This window comes from uncultured Fibrobacter sp., from assembly GCF_947166265.1.
Taxonomy (GTDB): domain Bacteria; phylum Fibrobacterota; class Fibrobacteria; order Fibrobacterales; family Fibrobacteraceae; genus Fibrobacter.
This window is the reverse complement of record NZ_CAMVDO010000006.1, coordinates 128461-147094: the sequence shown is the minus strand read 5'-3', so window position 1 is coordinate 147094 and position 18634 is coordinate 128461. Positions and strand designations below refer to the sequence as shown.

General features: G+C 51.7%; 14 protein-coding genes. 6 read left to right on the top strand and 8 right to left on the bottom strand.

Annotated features, from left to right (window positions below):
* Positions 1-74: 74 nt before the first annotated feature.
* From Q0W37_RS05145 to Q0W37_RS05135, 3 genes are all read left to right on the top strand, one after another.
* Positions 75-1358 (top strand): GspE/PulE family protein, encoded by a 1284-nt coding sequence (locus Q0W37_RS05145; RefSeq protein WP_297699406.1) that lies wholly within the window; start codon positions 75-77, stop codon positions 1356-1358.
* A gap of 132 nt (positions 1359-1490) precedes the next feature.
* Positions 1491-2489 carry an MlaD family protein gene (locus Q0W37_RS05140; protein WP_297699404.1) on the top strand — a complete coding sequence of 333 codons (999 nt, stop codon included), beginning with the start codon at positions 1491-1493 and terminating at the stop codon, positions 2487-2489.
* Between the two features lie 2 nt (positions 2490-2491).
* Positions 2492-4540 carry an ATP-dependent DNA helicase RecG gene (locus Q0W37_RS05135; protein ID WP_297699402.1) on the top strand — a complete coding sequence of 683 codons (2049 nt, stop codon included), beginning with the start codon at positions 2492-2494 and terminating at the stop codon, positions 4538-4540.
* Between the two features lie 10 nt (positions 4541-4550).
* Here Q0W37_RS05135 and Q0W37_RS05130 read toward each other — a convergent pair whose 3' ends face one another.
* Positions 4551-4721 (bottom strand): hypothetical protein, encoded by a 171-nt coding sequence (locus tag Q0W37_RS05130; RefSeq protein WP_297699400.1) that lies wholly within the window; start codon positions 4719-4721, stop codon positions 4551-4553.
* 67 nt (positions 4722-4788) lie between these two features.
* A complete protein-coding gene (locus Q0W37_RS05125) occupies positions 4789-6075 on the bottom strand; it encodes a cyanophycin synthetase (protein ID WP_297699398.1) in 1287 nt (428 codons plus the stop codon).
* 115 nt (positions 6076-6190) lie between these two features.
* Here Q0W37_RS05125 and Q0W37_RS05120 point away from each other — a divergent pair, with 115 nt between their 5' ends.
* Together Q0W37_RS05120 and Q0W37_RS05115 are read left to right on the top strand one after the other, a co-directional pair.
* A complete protein-coding gene (locus Q0W37_RS05120) occupies positions 6191-7777 on the top strand; it encodes a hypothetical protein (protein WP_297699396.1) in 1587 nt (528 codons plus the stop codon).
* A gap of 151 nt (positions 7778-7928) precedes the next feature.
* Positions 7929-10475: a DNA gyrase/topoisomerase IV subunit A gene (locus tag Q0W37_RS05115; RefSeq protein WP_297699395.1), complete on the top strand. Its 2547-nt coding sequence runs from the start codon at positions 7929-7931 to the stop codon at positions 10473-10475.
* Positions 10476-10614: 139 nt separating this feature from the next.
* Here the strand turns inward: Q0W37_RS05115 and Q0W37_RS05110 are convergent, their stop codons facing one another.
* From Q0W37_RS05110 to Q0W37_RS05100, 3 genes are all read right to left on the bottom strand, one after another.
* Complete coding sequence (locus Q0W37_RS05110; RefSeq protein ID WP_297699393.1) at positions 10615-11763, bottom strand: ABC transporter ATP-binding protein; 1149 nt, start codon at positions 11761-11763, stop codon at positions 10615-10617.
* A 410-nt stretch (positions 11764-12173) separates the two neighbouring features.
* Positions 12174-13253 carry an ABC transporter permease gene (locus tag Q0W37_RS05105; RefSeq protein ID WP_297699391.1) on the bottom strand — a complete coding sequence of 360 codons (1080 nt, stop codon included), beginning with the start codon at positions 13251-13253 and terminating at the stop codon, positions 12174-12176.
* 9 nt (positions 13254-13262) lie between these two features.
* Positions 13263-15740, bottom strand: coding sequence for an ATP-binding protein (locus tag Q0W37_RS05100; RefSeq protein ID WP_297699389.1), 2478 nt, complete (start codon positions 15738-15740; stop codon positions 13263-13265).
* 151 nt (positions 15741-15891) lie between these two features.
* On the opposite strand from Q0W37_RS05100, the gene hflX reads away from it, so the two are divergent.
* Complete coding sequence (gene hflX / locus Q0W37_RS05095; RefSeq protein ID WP_297699387.1) at positions 15892-17061, top strand: GTPase HflX; 1170 nt, start codon at positions 15892-15894, stop codon at positions 17059-17061.
* 81 nt (positions 17062-17142) lie between these two features.
* Here the strand turns inward: hflX and Q0W37_RS05090 are convergent, their stop codons facing one another.
* From Q0W37_RS05090 to Q0W37_RS05080, 3 genes are all read right to left on the bottom strand, one after another.
* Positions 17143-17424 (bottom strand): hypothetical protein, encoded by a 282-nt coding sequence (locus Q0W37_RS05090; RefSeq protein ID WP_297699385.1) that lies wholly within the window; start codon positions 17422-17424, stop codon positions 17143-17145.
* A gap of 38 nt (positions 17425-17462) precedes the next feature.
* Positions 17463-18206 carry an Rpn family recombination-promoting nuclease/putative transposase gene (locus Q0W37_RS05085; protein ID WP_297699383.1) on the bottom strand — a complete coding sequence of 248 codons (744 nt, stop codon included), beginning with the start codon at positions 18204-18206 and terminating at the stop codon, positions 17463-17465.
* Positions 18207-18454: 248 nt separating this feature from the next.
* On the bottom strand, positions 18455-18601 hold the full coding sequence (locus Q0W37_RS05080; RefSeq protein WP_297699381.1) for a hypothetical protein: 147 nt from the start codon (positions 18599-18601) through the stop codon (positions 18455-18457).
* Positions 18602-18634: the final 33 nt, after the last annotated feature.

Here is an 18634-nt window from a genome sequence, read left to right as displayed (position 1 = left end):
CGGGGATCTTCTTCTTATAATTTTGCAAACACTTGTTTGCACTTATCCACAGCTTCTTTTTTTATTTTCGCACCATGGAACAGTTATTATCGCCACAATGGTGTCACGAACACGGAATCGCACTTCTAAGCGAAAGTGCCCCCTACAGGGTGGCAGTCCCCGATGATTGCGATGAATTTCTTCTCGAAAAGATTCGAATGGAGCTTAACGCAAGTATCATGCCCCAAAAAATGAATCCTCGAGAAATTCGACGCATTCAGCTAAAGGACGCTCCGCTAAACGAAAAGGACTTCTTTTCACAGGGAAACGCAACGAGTACCTCCTGGGAAGCTGAACCCGTCGTCAATCTCGTCGAAAGCATTATCGACGACGCTCTCGAAGGAAAGGCGACCGACATACACCTAGAACCGGATCACGGGCATTTTCGAATTCGCCTCCGGCAGGACGGACTACTGAACGAATACAGGAACCTCCCCCTATGGGCAAGCGAGCCCGTACTTGTCCGGCTTAAAATTCTCGCAGAAATCGACATTACAGATAAAAGAATCCCCCACGACGGGAGCTTTACGTTTTGCGGCTATAGGCACAGCGCCAACATACGCGTAAGCACGCTCCCCGTACAAGGTGGCGAAAAATGCGTTCTTCGCTTACTGCCTGTTGCTAGTGGAGCAAAGGATTCGGAACAGGCTTCGTTTAAGGAGCTCGATTCGCTCCATTTGAGCAAGCCTCACCTTCTTTTTCTAAGACACGTCTTCAACAGCCCGCAGGGCATCTTTCTGGTAACGGGGCCGACAGGCTCTGGAAAGACAACGACATTACACGCGGGGCTTCAGGAAATTCTTTCCAAGCAGGTCAATGTCACCACGATCGAAGATCCCATAGAATACCCTCTTGAAGGGGCCGCACAGGTGCAGGTCAACGAAAAGTGCAATTTTACATTCGCTACAGCACTACGCGCCCTATTGCGCCAAGACCCGGACGTAATCCTTGTCGGAGAAATACGAGACTCGGAAACGGCACAAATCGCCCTGCGTGCCGCTCAGACGGGACACCTAGTCCTATCGACGCTCCACACAAACTCCGCCAAGGCGACATTTGCACGACTGGAAGATTTAGGAGTGTCAAAGAATTCGCTGCAGGAATCGCTGCTAGGCATTATGGCACAGCGTCTGGTGCGGTGCCGCCCCCACCCCGATCAGAACTATTCGGGCCGAACCGCGGTCATCGAGATTTTGAAAAGCGACGGAGAATATGTCGATGGAACGTTACACGAAAATGCGCAGCGACTTGTTCAAGCAGGAATTACCGACAACGCCGAAATTAGAAGGGTCTTCGGGAATCTAACCACGAATCACTAGTCACTTCAACTAGAGATCCTTCGACTACGCCCTTCGGCAGGCTCAGGGACCTTACTCGGTTGGAGGCTTGTCGAACCACGTTCAGGATGACACGTTCGTGTCACTACCTACTATTTTACTACATTTCCGCATATGAGAATTTCCGACAGAACCTTGGGCTACATATCGCTTGTAACGCTAATAGGACTTTTTGCGTTCATCGCCTACTGTATGTGGGAAGCCCATCACGAAGCCCGGAAAATCATCGAAGTCGACTTTAACGAGTTGGGATCACTGCAACCCGAAGACCAGGTGGTCATTCGCGGCTACACGGTGGGAACCATCGGCCGCGTCCTTTGGCTTGGCGACCGCGCAAGGGTTCAAATCAAGTTCAACGAACCCATCATCATTCGCGAAGGGACCCAATTCAACAATGTGAACTACGCTATCATGGGGCACCGCAGGCTAGAAATTATCCCCTCCAAGACAGGGAAAATTCTGCCGGACGACCATATTTTCCAGGGACATTTTGAACCGGGCATCGCCGAAGCGCTCCGCCAGATCGAGAACGTGAACGAACAAATCGCCGCCATACGCGAACTTGTCCATCTGGCCGTCGAAGGGGACTCGCTCCACGAACCTGTAAGCGCCATCTTCGAGCAGATTATTTTCGGCGTGGAACAGACGCTGGAAAACACGGAACAGACGCTTTCTACACTGCAACCGGCACTCAACAACCTATTCAAGCAAATCAACACGGCTAGTGCGGACCTCGCCGAAGTTTCCCTGCAAGCGGATTCCGCCGTAAAGACGCTCACCGAAATGGTCAACGAAAAAATGACACTCGCCGAATCCGCATTCAAGGCGATCTCGGAAGGCGCCCAGAAGACAAACGACATCATCAACAATATCGAAAACAACCAGCTCTACAGCAAGATTCTCTATTCTTCGGAAACCGTGGATAAGGTGAACGACCTGATCGGAAAACTGAACCAGCTCGTTCAGGCCATCGATACCAAAGGAATCAAGGTTCTCGACGAAAATGGCAACCCGGTGAAGGCGTTCTCCTGGAAGAACCTGAATATCATCGGAAAGACTGCCCGCGAAAAAGGCCGCGAAAGGGCTGAAAAAGGCGAATCGCTCCCCGAATAGATATGGACCTCTGCAACCTTCCCAAGATGGGGCCAAAGAGCCTTGATGCGCTCAAGTCGGCGGGAATCGTTTCGCTATCGGATTTTCTGTACAACATTCCGCGAACCTACCTCGACCAGACAAGGGTAACCCCCATCGGAAACCTGCACGAAGGAGACCGAGTCGTCGTTATCGGAAAAATTATCCGGGCAGGAATCATCCGGGGCCGTAGCAGTCGCTTTGTCGCCACCCTCGCCGACGGAACGGGTGAACTGACGCTCACGTTTTTTCAGGGGGCGCAGTACCACAGCAAGAGGCTCACAATTGGTTCAAGGTGGGTTGCTACTGGCGTTGTAGGGGATTACCGCGGAATGCAGATGACGCATCCCGACATGCAGCCCATTGACGAAGACGAGCAGTTCAACGGACAAATATTACCGGTGTACCCCATGACCGAAACAATGGTCAAGGCTCGCATTACGCAAAAATCCCTGCGCAACTGGTATAACGTCATTTTCCATTTTCCTGCACTTTCGCTTTCGGGAATTTGCCCAAGGGAGCTAACGGACTACCTGCACTACGCTCCGGTGCTCGAGAACCTGCGGATTCTACACCAACCCAAAGATTTCGATTCTATTCGCAAGGCTAAGCGAGAACTCAAGGTTCTGGAACTGCTCCCCTTCTGCCTGCGCATGATCAAGCGGCGCGAGAACCAGAAAATTCGCGGACACGAACGGCAGATAGACCTCGGACAGGTGATGCTCGCCAAATCGAGGCTCCCTTTCAGTCTCACCGACGGCCAAGAAAAAGCGCTCAACCGGATTATCGACGGGCTCAACGGAAAGCAGCAGTTCCACGCCCTGTTGCAAGGCGATGTCGGCTGCGGAAAAACGGTCGTCGCCATGCTTGCGATGCTTGCCGTATGCGGAGCAGGCGAACAGTGCGCCCTGATGGTTCCGACCGACATCTTGGCTCGGCAACATTTCAAACAGATGAAGCCCTTTTTTGAAGCGGCGGGAATGCGAGTCCAGCTTTTGGTGGGTGCAACGAGCACCGCCGAAAAAAGACAGATCTTGGGCGAACTCCAGATGGGACTATGCCAAGCCGTTATCGGCACACACGCCCTGTATTCCAGAGACGTCACATTTGCAAAGCTTGGCCTTGTGATTATCGACGAGCAGCACCGCTTTGGCGTAAACCAGCGCGAGGCACTGCTTTCAAAGGGCGAATACCCCGACATGCTCGTGATGAGCGCGACGCCGATTCCCCGAAGCCTCGCCATGACGCTCTACGGTGACCTGCAAGTGATATCCATCAAGGAAAAGCCCGCCGGAAGAAAGCCTATCAAGACGCGTCTCGTCCGCCCCGACAAGCGTACGGACATGAAGAAATTCATTTGCAGCGAAGCGAAAGGCGGGAACCTTTGCTACTGGATTGTAAGCCGCGTCGGAAGCGATGACGAAAGTAACGCAAGAAGCGTCGAAGACGTGGTAAGCGAACTCCGCGCATTCGACCCAAGCGTCGTCGTGGAAGGAATCCACGGGCAGATGGACGAAGAGGTTCGCGACGGAATCCTGAAACGTTTTGCAGAGGGGGCGGTGCATATACTTGTTGCAACCACCGTCATCGAAGTCGGCGTAAATGTCCCCGAGGCAAACATCATGGCGATCGACCAGCCCGACCGATTCGGGCTGGCGCAGCTGCACCAGCTGCGCGGGCGTGTTGGACGCGGCGATGTACAGGCCTGGTGTTTCCTGATGCTACCCGAAAACATTTCGACGGACAACACGCTCGATCGCCTGACGCAATTCAGCCACACCGACGACGGATTTGAAATCGCGGAACTTGACTTGCAGACCCGCGGTGCGGGAAACCTGGAAGGCAACGAGCAGAGCGGTTCCTGGGTATTCCGCTGGTTCGACTGGATTCACGACCAGGAACTCATTGCGCAAACTTTGCAGATGGCGGAATCCATCCTGAAAGACAAGGACGCCTTCGACGAAGACTCCCGTGAAAAGATTCAGCTCTGGTACGCCGAAAAGAAATCGGCGAACGAAGACGGAATTCACTAGAAGACCTGAACTACCCCACTTCCAGGCGTTCACCCACTACAAGACTTGCATACGCGACGCTTGCGGCAATGGCGGCAGCCACACTTTCGGAGCCCACCCACATTCCCCAAAAAATGGCAGGGGTCAAGGCGAGCAAAGCCATAAACAGCCAATTATTTGAAGCAACGCTAAAATGATTCATATTTACCTCTCTTTTACACAGGTAAATATAGATTCAAAATAATGTCAAAAACTGACAAAATTTATTTTCAGCGATGTTCGTTTGTAGAAGGAGTCATCCCCCTAAAAAACGAAAGTGCATCATAGTCATTCTTGAGCAACTGAACCGTTTCGCCGATCATGTAAAGGCTTCCCGTCACAAGCACCGGAGTGGAGGTATTTTCGCCCAACGCCGCGGCATCAACCGAATTCAAAAAATCTCGGTTCAGTTCACCTTCGCTTGCCACAGGCAAACCCAAAGATTCCAGCTGTTGACGTAAGTCGCTCAATTCACGGAACCGCGGATACGGAGTCTTGGTGATATGCCAATGACTTACATAAGGAGACATCAGCCGAAGCATTTCGCCGACATCTTTATCCTTGAGAGCCCCGAATACGCAATGGAACTTGCATCCGTGATAATACTTTTCAAGGGTTTCGACCAACCTGCGAACCGCATGGGAGTTATGCGCACCATCTAGGATATAGCGTGAACGCCCCTGGGCATCCGTCAATTTTTGCATGCGGCCCGCCCAGGACAATGACTTGAGTGTAGAAAGTGCGAGAGCGTCATTATAAGCCACGCCACCGTTTTGACGCATAAATTTTTCGGCAGCCGTCAAAGACAGGCTCGCATTTTCAATGTAATGATGTCCCAGGTTCGGAAGTTCGATGTCGTTACGAACTACAGGGAAAATACATTCATCGCCCCGTTTTTGGGTATAGTCAAGAGCTTCCTTTTTCAACGAGTCCGAGATTCCGCCCAACACAAACGCTTTAGAAACGCGGCGTTCATCGGCCTCGACAATCGCCATTTTTTCAAAAAGGATAGCCTCTTCGGTCGGGCCAAGAATTTCGGTATGTTCAAGACCAATACTCGTCAAAACGACAATATCGCCGCAGGCCACAGCGGTACTATCTAGGCGCCCGCCCATTCCCGCTTCCATCGATACAACATCGACTCCCTGTTCAGCGTAATAAAGGAAGGAGACCAACGTAAGCACTTCGAAAAAAGTCGGTTCTACATGAACCTGTTCTGCGGCGGCTTTCACCTGCAACAACAATCGGTCTAAATCGGCTTCACCGATGGGAATACCGTCAATGCGGATTCTTTCGCGAAGACTCACCAAATGGGGACTCGTAAAAAGCCCTGTCCTAAATCCGTGAGCCTGCAGAACGCCCGCCAAATAATAGCTAGTCGATCCCTTTCCATTTGTACCAACCACATGAATGGTCTTGAACTTGTTTTGGGAATTTCCAAGAACTTCACAAAGTTTGCGAGTGGATTCAAGTCCGGGGACCATGCCGAACATGAGTCTTGAATTCAAATAATCCATACCAGACTGTAGCATACAACAAATATAGCATTAGTCCATTTCGGCATACAACGCCATTCACAGGTAAACAAGCTATATTTAAAGCGTATAATTTTAACACAATCAAGGAGTAAAAATGAAATCCATGAAACTTTCTGCAATCGTGCTCGGCCTTGCCGCCGCAAGCGCTTTTGCACAGGCAGCACCTGCAAATGAAGCCGCCCCGGCCGCAGCACAGCCGGCACAAAGCACCGCCGAAGCCCCGAAGGCCGAAGCCGCTCAGCCCGCAGCACAGCCGGCTGCCGACTCTGCAGCCGTAGCAGCCGAAGAAGCTAAGGCTGCCGAAGAAGCGAAGAAGGCGGAAGAAGCCAAGGCCGCTGAAGAAGCAAAGAAGGCGGAACAAGCCAAGGCCGCCGAAGAGGCAAAGAAGGCAGAAGAAGCCAAGGCCGCCGAAGAAGCGAAGAAGGCAGAAGAAGCCAAGGCCGCCGAAGAAGCGAAGAAGGCAGAAGAAGCCAAGGCCACTGAAGAAGCAAAGAAGGCTGAACAAGCTAAAGCCGAAGAAAAGAAGGATGAATCCAACGGAGCCTCCTTTATTGACCGTTTGAACATTTCCAAGGCAGACGAAGCCCCCGAAGCCAAGAAGGCTATGGAATTCAATATTTCCGGTGCAGCAGAATTTGACGCTTACGGCTACTGGAGAAATGACCAGAAAAAGGAACTGACTCACGACTACTGGTCTACCGTTGACGTTGATTTCCAGGTAAAGCTTAACGAAAAGTGGTCTGCACAGGTCGAAATCGAAGCCGATGCCGACAACGAAGCCCCTGGCGTCCATTATAACGGAGCTTTCGTACAGTACACCGAAGGCGAAAACTTTACAGTCAAGTTTGGCGACCTGACCCATGCGGAAGGTTCGTTCAACTACTACGACTATAACGACCCCGCAGACTACGGTGCCGGCATGAAGGAACACGACATTCGCGGTCTCGAACTCGACCTCTACGGTCTGCAGCTCGGTTTGGGCTTTGGTCGTGGCGGCAACGACATCTACGTTGTCTGCACTGGCAACGGCGAAGATGAAGGTTGCTACGCCAGCACGGGCAAGAGCTACGACGCCCATGTCGCTTACCAGTTTGACTATGCCGGTCAGTCCCTGCGTCCGTTCGCTCACTACAAGAGCTGGCAGGAGCCCAAGGCCAACGAACTCCACGCCGGTTTGGAAGCCGCTCTTGAATTTGGTCCGTTCGCCATCCACGCCGTTTACGGTTTGCATGCCGACCGCCTGACCGAAGATGATCCCAAGGCCACGCATGCCTTCTTGGCTGAACCCACGTTCAAGATCGCAAACGTGAACATCAAGGGCGGATTCTTCTATGCCCTGCTTGACGACAAGGCCCCGACCGTCCACGATACTGAACTCCCTGAATACATGTTTGCCTACGGTGAAGGCGACATCAAGTTTACCGATGCACTTACCATCGGCGCCGTCGGCGAACTGCACACAAACTCTCTTGATGACGACACAGACCTCGGAACGCTCAACTTCGGTCTCCGTTCCTATTTCACACCTGTAGACGGTCTCGAAGTCACAGGCTTTGCCATGGCAATCCTCCCCATGGGTAACGACTGGGAAAAGGCCGGTCACGCAGCATCTGTTAGCACCAAGGACTACGGCGAAGACCTGAACCTCTACTTCGGTGTCGAAACCGTGTTCAGCTTCTAAGCGAAAACGGCAAAGACCTTTGCAAGAATCCTCCGGCGCTGCCGGGGGATTTTTTGCACCTTTGTGCAGTAGTGTCATTTTTTTGACAGGATTTTTTACTACATTGTGTCCGTAAGTTGAAATTAAAGCAAAAAAGTCATCATTTTAAAATATGAGCGAAGAAATTAAAGATTCGACCCTTGGACTTTCGAACGTCAACCACCTTGAAAAACTCTACGACGGGTGGTTCCTGGACTACGCCAGCTACGTGATTTTGGACCGCGCCGTTCCGTACTACGAAGACGGACTCAAACCGGTGCAGCGCCGTATTCTGCATTCCCTTTTCGAAAACCACGACGGCCGCTACCAGAAGGTGGCCACCATCGTCGGTCGAACCATGGCCTACCACCCGCACGGTGACGCCTCCATCGGCGATGCCCTCGTGGGCCTCGGCCAGAAGAATTTGCTGATTGACACCCAGGGTAACTGGGGTAATCCCTACACCGGCGACCGCGCTGCAGCCCCCCGTTATATCGAAGGCCGCCTCACGCCGTTTGCGATCGATGTCGTGTTCAACCCCGAAACTACCGAATGGATTCCGAGCTACGACGGCCGCAGCCAGGAACCGGTGACCCTTCCGGTCAAGTTCCCGCTCCTGCTCGCCCAGGGCGTAGACGGCATTGCCGTGGGTCTTTCCACATCGATACTCCCACACAACTTTAAGGAACTCTGCGAAGCAAGCATCGCCATCCTCAAGGGCAAGAAGTTTACGCTGTACCCGGACTTCTATACCGGCGGCATCATCGACGTCAGCGAATACAATGACGGTCAGCGCGGCGGCAAGGTCCGCGTACGTGCCAAGATCGAAAAGGTCGACAACAAGACGCTCGCCATCCGCGAAATCCCGTACGGCACCACGACCGTGAGCCTGATCGAAAGCATCGTGAAGGCTAACGACAAAGGCAAGATCAAGATCAAGCACGTGGACGACAACACCAGCAAGGAAGTCGAAATCCTCGTGCACCTGCAGCCGGGCACAGATCCGCAGGTCGCCATCAACGCCCTCTATACCTTTACCGACTGCGAAAAGTCCATTTCTCCCTGCACCTGCGTGATTGTCGACAAGCACCCGAAATTCCTCGGCGTCTCCGACATTCTCCGCATGAACACGGAGCATACGGTCAAGCTCCTCGAATGGGAACTCGCCAACGAGCTCAAGCACCTCGAAGACAAGTGGCACATGACCACGCTCGAAAAGATCTTCATCGAAAAGGAAGTCTACGAGGTCATCAAGAAGGCAAAGGACCGCGAACAGATTATCAACTTCGTGCGCGAAGGCCTTATGCCTTATGTGAAGCGCCTGCACCGCAAGGAAATCACCGACGAAGAAATCGGAAAGCTCATCGAAATTCCGATCCGCCGTATAAGCCATTACGACCGCGAAAAGGCAGACCAGCTCCTGCGCGAACTCGAAGAAAGCATCGCGACCTGCAAGTACAACCAGGAACACATCACCGACTACACCATCGACCACTTCAAGAACATCCTCAAGAAGTACGGCGAAGGCAAGGAACGCCGCACGCAGATTGCGGAATTCGGCAAGGTCGAAGCCGTGCATGTGGCTCTTGCCAACCAGAAGCTCTACGTGAACCGCAAGGAAGGCTTCGTGGGCACCGGCATGAAGAAGGAAGAATACCTCTTCGACGTATCCGAATACGACGACCTTATCGTGTTCAAGGCCGACGGCAGCTTCAAGGTCGTGAAGGTCAGCGACAAGGACTTCGTGGGCAAGAACATCTTGCTCGTGGAAAAGTTCAAGAAAGACGACGACCGCCACATTTACAACGTGATTCACCAGGACGGCAAGGACGGCGCCTACTACATCAAGCGATTCAACGTGGGTGGCGTCACCCGCGACAAGGATTACTTTATGGGTAAGGGCACGCCCGGCAGCAAGATTCTGTACATGTCGAGCAACCTGAACGGCGAAGCCGAAGTCGTGGAAGTCACACTCAAGCCGCGTCCGCGCACCAAGCTCAACTTCGAGGTGGATTTCAGCTCTATCGATGTGAAGGGCCGTGGTGCCATGGGTAACATCGTTACCAAGTACCCGGTCAAGAGCATCAAGCGCGTTCGTAAGGGCGTAAGCACCCTGGGTGCCCGCGTTCTCTACTTTGACGCCCTCGCCGGCATCATCAGCACCCAGAAGAAGGGCGACCGTATCGGCGAATTCGGCGAAAAGGACAAGATCCTCATTGTCAAGGAAAACGGTACGGCCCGCGTCCACGACATGGCCGACCCGATTCTCGTGGGAACAGGCATCAAGTACATCCACAAGTTCGACCCAGCGCAGGTCTTTACGGTTCTCTACTTCGAAGGCGGCAACTTCAACTACATGGTGAAACGCTTCAACTTGGAAGGCTGCCCCATGACCACGGAATTCAGCCTCGTGTCCGACCATAAGGATACGCAGATGATCGAATTCTTCGCGACAGACGACGCCCGCGAACTCATGGAATACCAGGTAGGCCGCGAAGTCCAGAAGGAAGAACTCGACCTGACCGAAGTCGCCGAAATCAAGGGTTACAAGGCCTTGGGCAGCAAGTTCACAGCGAAGAAGGTGAAACGCGCCACCCGAATCACCCCGCCCGACAGCTTCGACGACGGTAGCAACGACGACGAAGGTTCCGACGAATCTGACCCGCAGTTGTTCGACTAAAGCCCTCACCCCACCTGTCATTGCGCCAGAATTCAGAACTGGACCCCCTCCCTTCGGTCGAGGGGGACTTCAACAAGACTGTCATCCTGTCGGTCTTCAGACCGACGGGAACCAGTATCGGATTTATCTCAGTCGAAAATTAAAGCAAAAAGCAACTTGCCGTATGCGTCGCTGATTTTTCAGCGGCAACGCACGGAGGTTCCTGCGAAGACTTGCACTTTTCGCGAATTTCAGCGGAAGCAGAGGTGCATTTTTCGCAGCGGTCCGCAAAACGGCACCCCTTGACAAAGTCACGCGGATGCGGCACGGAGCCAGGAATCGATTTCATGGTGCGCATGTCGCTGTGATTTTCGGGAATTGCCGCCAGAAGCCCCTGCGTATAAGGATGCAACGGACGATCAATCACGTCGCGGACAGCACCCGTTTCGACAATGCGCCCGGCATACATCACAGCCACTCGGTCGGCATACTGCGAAACAATCCCCATATTATGCGTAATCAAGAGAACCGCCGTGCCGGTGCGACTCGCCATTTCCTTGAGCACGGCGAGTACCTGCGCCTGCACCGTTACATCGAGGGCAGTCGTCGGTTCGTCGGCAATAATCAACTTGGGCTTCGAAAGGAGCGCCATCACGATGCAGATTCGCTGCAACATTCCGCCCGAAAGCTCATGCGGATACGATTCCAAGACGCGGTCAATATCCTTGAAGCCTGCAAGCGCAAGCTGTTCGCGGATAAGCGCCAAGGGAGATTCCCGATCAAGTCGGGAATGACAACTAAAAGAACTTTGGGAATGACGTTCAGGTGAAAGCCGTGCAGATTTCTGCGATTTACAAGGAGCACTGAACTTGAAAACTTCGAGCAACTGTTTCTTGATGGTGACGACAGGATTCAAGGCTTGCATCGGTTCCTGAAAAATGCAGGCTATTTCGGATCCGCGGACTTTCTGCAATTCCGCAAGCGGCAACTTGGCGAGATCAACCGATGCGTTTTTCGAATCGGCAACGGAAGATTCAACCGTTTCTGCAATTTCAACAGCCGCAGCATTGTAAAGCACCGAACCATCGACAATCTGCGCACTCGGCTGCGGCAGCAGGCGCAAGACACTCATTGCCGTCACACTCTTTCCGCAACCCGACTCCCCCACCAGCGCAAAGAATTCTCCGGGGAAAATATCGAACGAGACGCGGTCCGTCACCTGCAAAGGAGTCACGCCGTCACGGGGTTTGCCCTTCTTGTCGAAACCGAAGGCTACCGAAAGATTTTTCACCGAAAGTACAGGATTCATATCTAGATTCTTCGACTCCGTTTCACTCCGCTCAGAATGACACCCGCAAACTGGAGATGCCCGCCTTCGCGGGCATGACAACTAACGAGCCCAGAGTTTCTGGATTCATCAAACATATCTATCTCCCGACTTCGGATAAACACACGACTCCGCAATCGACCTACGCAACAATAAAAATCCGAAGTCGATTGCTCCGCGCTCCCACGATTCATCAATATGAATCGTACTCGCTTGGCATGAATCCTTCAGTCGCATTTCATCAAACATATCTGTCTCCCGACTTCGGATAAACACACGACTCCGCAATCGACCTACGCAACAATAAAAATCCGAAGTCGATTGCTCCGCGCTCCCACGATTCATCAATATGAATCGTACTCGCTTGGCATGGATCCTTCAGTCGCATTTCATCAAACATATCTATCTCCCGACTTCGGATCCATCGCATCACGCACACCTTCGCCCACGAACGTGGTAAGGAGAAGCGTCACAAATAATGCAGCGACCGTACTCACGGAAATCCAGGGGGCATACAAGTTGTTGAGTCCCTGGCTCATGAGTTCGCCCCAGCTCGGAGTCGGCGGTTGCAGGCCAAATCCCAAAAAGTCCAGCGACGTGAGGCTCCCAATTCCACCAATCAGCGTGAACGGGAAAAGTGTCACCACGGGAGTCATCGCATTCGGCAGAATTTCCTTGAAGAATATGTGACGGTGTCCAAGCCCCAGAACCTTTGCGGACTGTACGTAAGTCATTCCGCGCAATTTCAGGAATTCCGCACGCATGTAGTAGCTGAGCGATATCCAGTTGAACGCCGCCATAATCAGAATCAAAAGCAAGAAACTGCGCCCGTAAATGCTCCCGATCAAAATCACCACATAAAGCATCGGAAGCGATGACCAGATTTCGATAAAACGTTGCATTCCCGTATCCCAGAATTTTCCAAGATACCCCTGAATTCCGCCAATCACAATTCCGAGGAATGTTCCGAGCACCGTCAAAAGCAGGCTGAAACTGATGCAGATACGAAAACCATGAATCAGTCGCGAAAGAACATCACGGCCATTGCTATCGGTTCCAAGCCAATGCCTTGCACTCGGAGCAAACGGAGGCGCCCCTTCTTCGCTCAAGTCCGCCTTTAATGGGTCGTGCACAATCGGAGGCATCAAAGCCCAAAATTCAGGGCAGCCCCCTGCACGGGTAAAACCTTCGGCAGCATCCTCTTCACATTCCTGAACCGCAGCAAACAGTTTAGCGTAATCCTGCTCGGTCTGGTATTCCCCGCCAAAATCCTTTTCGCTATAACGTACGAAAGCCGGAAAATAGGACTTTCCCTCGTAACGCAAATACAGAGGTTCGTCATTGACCGTCCACGGACTCGTAAGCGACAACAGATACGCGATCACCAGAACGATTAACGACCAAAACGCCCGCTTATTCTTGCGAAAGCGCTTCAATCGTTTCAACGTTTCCTGTGTCAGGCGAAGTTTCATACCCTAAATCTATATAAAAGTCTTCGCCAAGGCCTCTTTCAGCTGCTCCGCTTCTATCGGTTTCGTCAAGAATCCGTTTATTCCGACAGAAATCATTTTTTCACGGTCCACATCATCGGTACAGGCAGCCATCGCAATCACGGGAATATTCGCCTTCTGGCCGTTTTCCATTTTACGGATATGGCGAACCACATCATAACCGTCGAGGATAGACAACTGCAAATTAAGCAGCACCACATCAAATGTTCCTGACGGTGAAAATTCCAACTTGTGAATACAGGACGATCCGTCTACTACGCAGGAATAGTCCATTTTCCATTCCTTAAGCATATCGCCCACGATTTCGCAGTTCATGGAATCATCGTCCACCAGAAGCACGCGCTTGCCTGCAAAATTCTCCGGAAGCTTAGCCATCAGATCGTTCCTGGAAGCGCTATTCCATTCGGCAATCGCATGAGGCGTCTTAATGACAACGCGGGTTCCTTCCCCGACGCGGCTTGTCACCTCAATCGTCCCCTGCATCAGGTCCACCAGTTTCTTTACAATGCTAAGTCCTAGCCCAACGCCACTAATACCCCTGGTACGCGCTGTCTGTTCGCGTTCAAAGTCATTGAAAATACGGGGCATGAATTCTTCCGAAATTCCGATACCCGTATCCTCTACGACCATTTCGATATAGCACATGCCAGGCATTTCGTGCGGAAAATCCCTTAGCGAAATACGAATCAGTCCCCATTCCTTGGTAAACTTGATTGCGTTGCTCACGACGTTCAGCAAAATCTGCTGAATTTTCACCTTGTCGGCAACCACACAGTTATGCTCGAAGTTTCTAGAAACCTGCAACAAGACGTTCTTTTGAAGGGCGGCCTGTTCAAAAGTCGCCACGAGCCAGTCCGACATCTTGACCGTAAGAACAGGAGTTTCATTCAGGACCTCGGCACCCGAATCAATGCGAGCCTTGTTCAGCACCGACTGAATCATATCGAGGAGCTGGGTTCCCGCCATTTGGATATTATCAAGATAATGCCCTATCACCGACATTTCTTCGGCCGGGAGGCTCATTCTGGCAAGGCGCTTTTTGGACAAGTTTCCGTAACCGAGAACCGCATTCATCGGGATACAGATATCGTGACTCATGTTGAACAGGAACTTCGACTTGGCCGCATCGGCCTGATGCGCCTGTTCCAGGGCACGGACAAGTTCCATTCTCTGCTCGTTCAGTTCCTTACGTTTTTCCAGTTCGGCAGTCATGGCCTCGTCGATATTCTTGAAGCCCACCACGAATTCCGAACGGTCCCTCGAAGGTTTCACATAATGGACCTGCAAATAATGAATTCCACCGTTCACCAGGACTCGATAAACCAGTTCAAAGCGGTCTCGCTTGATAAATTCACGACGCAGGACATCCAAGGTAACGACGGGGCCCAGAACCGCGTAATCTTCGGGCAAGACAGCACGCTTGATATAGTGCGCAAGCAGCTGATCATAGAAAAGGTCCTGATTGTCGAATTCACGCATCAACCTTGCCACGTTGGGATTAAGTCGATACACAACGACTCGCCCCGTATTCAAGTCCACTTCGAATGCACTTCCATACGACTCCGTCAAGGCATTGATAATATTCAGCCGGCGGCCATCGTTTTCGGTCTGTTGCCGACGATTCGTCCTGTACGCCGAATGCATATATACCGCAAACAAGAGCGCGACGATCAAGACGGCGGCAGCCGCACTCAAGGCTGTCCAGCGGGAATAGTTCGTAAGCACATGGTAAGGCACCATCTGAACCACAAACCACCCCGTGCCCCCGACCTGGAACACACAGGCCACAGAAGTTCCGGCATCCGAAGAAAAACGGAACGCCTTCGGTTCGTCCAGCATGGCATTCTGCTTAAACAGTTCAACAACATCGGAAGGAAAGAACTCGGTCGCCCGCGATTCAAAAGATTTTCCAAAATCATTGTCGACGACATTCGAAACAATAATGTTCAAATGCTGGTCGCACAGGATTCCCACCGTATTTTCGCCAAAGATCCTATAATCCAGAACAGGACGCAGGTCCGTATTTCCGCCCAAAAGTCCCGTGAGTACCCCCACAACGGAATCGTTATAAATAAGCGGAGTATAGACATCCACTAGGGCTTCCTTGGAATAGCGAGGCGAGTAATTAATCCAAATTCCGGTTTCACCCAGAATCCCCCGCCTAAAATATTCCCTATCCGAAGCGTCAAACGCAGGCTCCCCGTTCACCATATTAATTCCATCGCCACGAATATACTCCACCCTCGAAAAAGGGCTTTCCGTTAGCAGCGGATGAATCACTGAATTCGGGTACTGCAAGACGGGGCCATCCATCTTTCGAGCAACCATCTGAGAAATATGCTGGATTCCGCTTCGGGCAAAACGAAGTTTCGTCTCTATTTCAGAGGCTTCCTTGCGTGTATTTTCGGCAATGGTCTGCTCGATTTGCACAAAGAACGCCTCACGCATATAGAATGCATACAAACACACTACCACTATTGCCAAGAGTGCAACTACAGCAATAGCGGGATTAAGCGTTAGCCAACGTTTTAGATTAATCTTTCCCATAATAATAAATGACAACCAATTATAACAAAATTTTTGCTAATATATAGGGCGTATGAAGGATTTGACCATCGAACACAAGGCCGAAAAGGAACGTTGCATTCTCGTGGGGATCTCTACCCCGAAGGTTCGCCCCTGGCTTGCCTCCGAACAGCTCGCCGAACTGGGCAGACTCGCCGAAACCGCAGGCGCCGAAGTGGTGCAGAGTTTTTTGCAAAGGGTGCAGAACTTTAGCCCAGCAACGCTCATTGGCGAAGGCAAGGTGAACGAGGTCAAGGCTGCCCTTGCAGAACTGAACGCCAAGATGGTCGTTTTTGACGACGATTTGTCAGGTTCGCAGGTCAGGAACCTGGAACAGAGACTCCCCGGAATTAAGGTACTTGACCGTACGGGTCTTATCCTGGACATTTTTGCGAAGCACGCCGTCACGGCAGAAAGCCGCCTGATGGTCGAAGTAGCACAGCTCCAATACATGATGCCGCGCCTTACCGGTGCATGGACACACCTTTGCCGTCAACACAACGGAGGCATCGGCACCAAGGGCCCCGGCGAAACTCAGCTCGAAACCGACCGCCGCATGATCCGCAAGCGCATTCAGGAACTTAAAAAGAAGCTTGAAAAAATCGAGGACGCCCGCGAAAGCCAGGCAGAAAACCGAAACGACATTTTCCACATCGGAATCGTTGGCTACACGAACGCAGGCAAGTCTACGCTCACCAACCGCCTGACCGGCGCCGACGTGTATGTAGAAGACAAGCTGTTCGCGACCCTCGACAGCACCACGCGAAAGCTCTACCTCGACGGAGAAAACATCATTCTATCCGATACCGTAGGCTTTATCCGTAAACTTCCGCATAACTTAATTGAGACCTTCAAGAGTACACTCGGCGTCGCCTCGCACGCGGACTGCATCCTGGAAGTCGTAGACGGCTCCGCTCCCGACTACCGGGAGCATCTGGAAGTCACCCACAAGACGCTGGAAGGCATCATCAGTTCCGAGACGCCACGTATCCGCGTATTCAACAAGGCCGAAATCTGCGACGAGGCCCGCCGCACGGAACTCCGCGAGAACTACCCCGAGGCCATCCAGGTGAGCGCCCGCGAGAACATTGGCATGGAACGCCTCCGCGAAACCTTCAAGGAACAGCTCGCCGCCTGGCACATAAAGCGCGAAGCCCACGAACAGAAAGAGAAAGAACGCAGCGAAGCCCCGTGGCGGGAGTAGTTCCGCTTTATCTCCCCCTTCCGATTTGTAAAAAGCCAATCCCAAGGGATCGGCTTTAAAAAAATTTTTGGGGGGAGAATACTACTTAATCGCAAGCATTGCCGAGATTACATCGTCCGGCACGTTCTGCGAACGGAGAAACTTAACCCGTTTTGTATTAAGAGCATCGTTCCGTACACGTTCCTGTTCGATGCCCTTTTCGATACCCTTTTCGAGACCTTGCTCAATGCCTTGTTCAAGGCCCTGTTCGAGGCCCTGTGCCAAGCCACGTTTCCTGCCACGGCGAACTGCGGCGCGTTCCGCGGCACGCAAACGGTCTCCAGCGGTCTTGATTCCCAGGACCTGTCCGATACTCATACGCATACGCAATTCCTCCACGACTTCTTCATCAAGATACTCGTTTAAAAAAACTTCAAGCCGAGCGCAGCGGGAATGCTAGCATTCCCATTGCCGAGGCGAAGGTTTTTCTGGAAATATACTACAATTTTTTCGGAAAGGGTAGCCCTAGCCTCGTTTTCCAATCTGGAAAGCAATCTGGCCAACATATCCACAATACTTTTCAGGCCGTCAGCATCAAAGGCGTGCTTCATCACCAAGGTCCCGACAGCAGCCTCAATATTCGTTTCCCTGAAGCAGGCCATATCGGGGATATCCGCAAGGTTCACAAGGACACATTCAAAAGGCAATTCGCGGCCATTGAATTGCCCCCGATACTTGGAACGGAATTCCGCCATCGGATTCCAGTCGCCCTGACCATTGTAAATAATAATCGCCTTCGTCGGAAGCCAGCCGAAATCAGTTGCGCCCTTATTTTGCATCACCTCAAAGGTATAGCGGTAAATCTGCGAAAGAACATCACTCTTGCGATAAGACTTATGCTCCAATAAGATGCCCACAAAAATTTCAGGGCCTCCCTTGATACGTGCCTTAAAGGCAAGGTCTGATTCACCCCACTCCTTCACATTGCTGAAACTACCCGGAATCAACTCCAGAGAATCCATATCCACCGAGGACAGCATCCTGCGAAGTTCGGGATTTTTACGTTGCGCAAGCCGCAATAGCGCGCGAGTGTTCGCAGGAATCGCATAAATGTAACGAAAGAAAGGGTCATGCTTACGACGAAAAATCTTCTTTTTCTTGGTCATTTTCTCATCATAGCCGAAACGCGTCGGTTTTCGCGAACAGGGAGAAATTCTCTGTTTATACTATACACGTATTTTTGAAGCACTCACCCCCCATTTCCCCGAAAAATTTATTTCTTTTTACAAAAACAACTCACAAGGATATCTTGTGAGTTCAATTTTTTGAAATACAATACCTTGCGTTTTTGGCAAGATTTCACACTTCAGTATTTTGCGATTTTGGAAACTTTGAGGACAACCTACGGTAACACCTACCCCAAGAATTCCTTGGGGCGGTCAGCCAAGCCCAATTCTTCAAGATTACACTTACTGCATTGTAGCAGATTTTCCTGACGACGGAGTTCTACCACCTTTATAGCAGGAGCTATATAATATTTCTTTTCAAATTTACGGTTCATTGCAAGCTCCTACTTAATTACTTCTACTTTTCC

Excerpts from the sequence above, each read along its gene's own strand:
- Q0W37_RS05145 (WP_297699406.1), top strand. The coding sequence starts at position 75 with ATGGAACAGTTATTATCGCCACAATGGTGTCACGAACACGGAATCGCA.
- Q0W37_RS05140 (WP_297699404.1), top strand. The coding sequence starts at position 1,491 with ATGAGAATTTCCGACAGAACCTTGGGCTACATATCGCTTGTAACGCTA.
- Q0W37_RS05135 (WP_297699402.1), top strand. The coding sequence starts at position 2,492 with ATGGACCTCTGCAACCTTCCCAAGATGGGGCCAAAGAGCCTTGATGCG.
- Q0W37_RS05130 (WP_297699400.1), bottom strand. The coding sequence starts at position 4,721 with ATGAATCATTTTAGCGTTGCTTCAAATAATTGGCTGTTTATGGCTTTG.
- Q0W37_RS05125 (WP_297699398.1), bottom strand. The coding sequence starts at position 6,075 with ATGGATTATTTGAATTCAAGACTCATGTTCGGCATGGTCCCCGGACTT.
- Q0W37_RS05120 (WP_297699396.1), top strand. The coding sequence starts at position 6,191 with ATGAAATCCATGAAACTTTCTGCAATCGTGCTCGGCCTTGCCGCCGCA.
- Q0W37_RS05115 (WP_297699395.1), top strand. The coding sequence starts at position 7,929 with ATGAGCGAAGAAATTAAAGATTCGACCCTTGGACTTTCGAACGTCAAC.
- Q0W37_RS05110 (WP_297699393.1), bottom strand. The coding sequence starts at position 11,763 with ATGAATCCTGTACTTTCGGTGAAAAATCTTTCGGTAGCCTTCGGTTTC.
- Q0W37_RS05105 (WP_297699391.1), bottom strand. The coding sequence starts at position 13,253 with ATGAAACTTCGCCTGACACAGGAAACGTTGAAACGATTGAAGCGCTTT.
- Q0W37_RS05100 (WP_297699389.1), bottom strand. The coding sequence starts at position 15,740 with ATGCGTGAGGCGTTCTTTGTGCAAATCGAGCAGACCATTGCCGAAAAT.
- hflX (WP_297699387.1), top strand. The coding sequence starts at position 15,892 with ATGAAGGATTTGACCATCGAACACAAGGCCGAAAAGGAACGTTGCATT.
- Q0W37_RS05090 (WP_297699385.1), bottom strand. The coding sequence starts at position 17,424 with ATGCGTATGAGTATCGGACAGGTCCTGGGAATCAAGACCGCTGGAGAC.
- Q0W37_RS05085 (WP_297699383.1), bottom strand. The coding sequence starts at position 18,206 with ATGACCAAGAAAAAGAAGATTTTTCGTCGTAAGCATGACCCTTTCTTT.
- Q0W37_RS05080 (WP_297699381.1), bottom strand. The coding sequence starts at position 18,601 with ATGAACCGTAAATTTGAAAAGAAATATTATATAGCTCCTGCTATAAAG.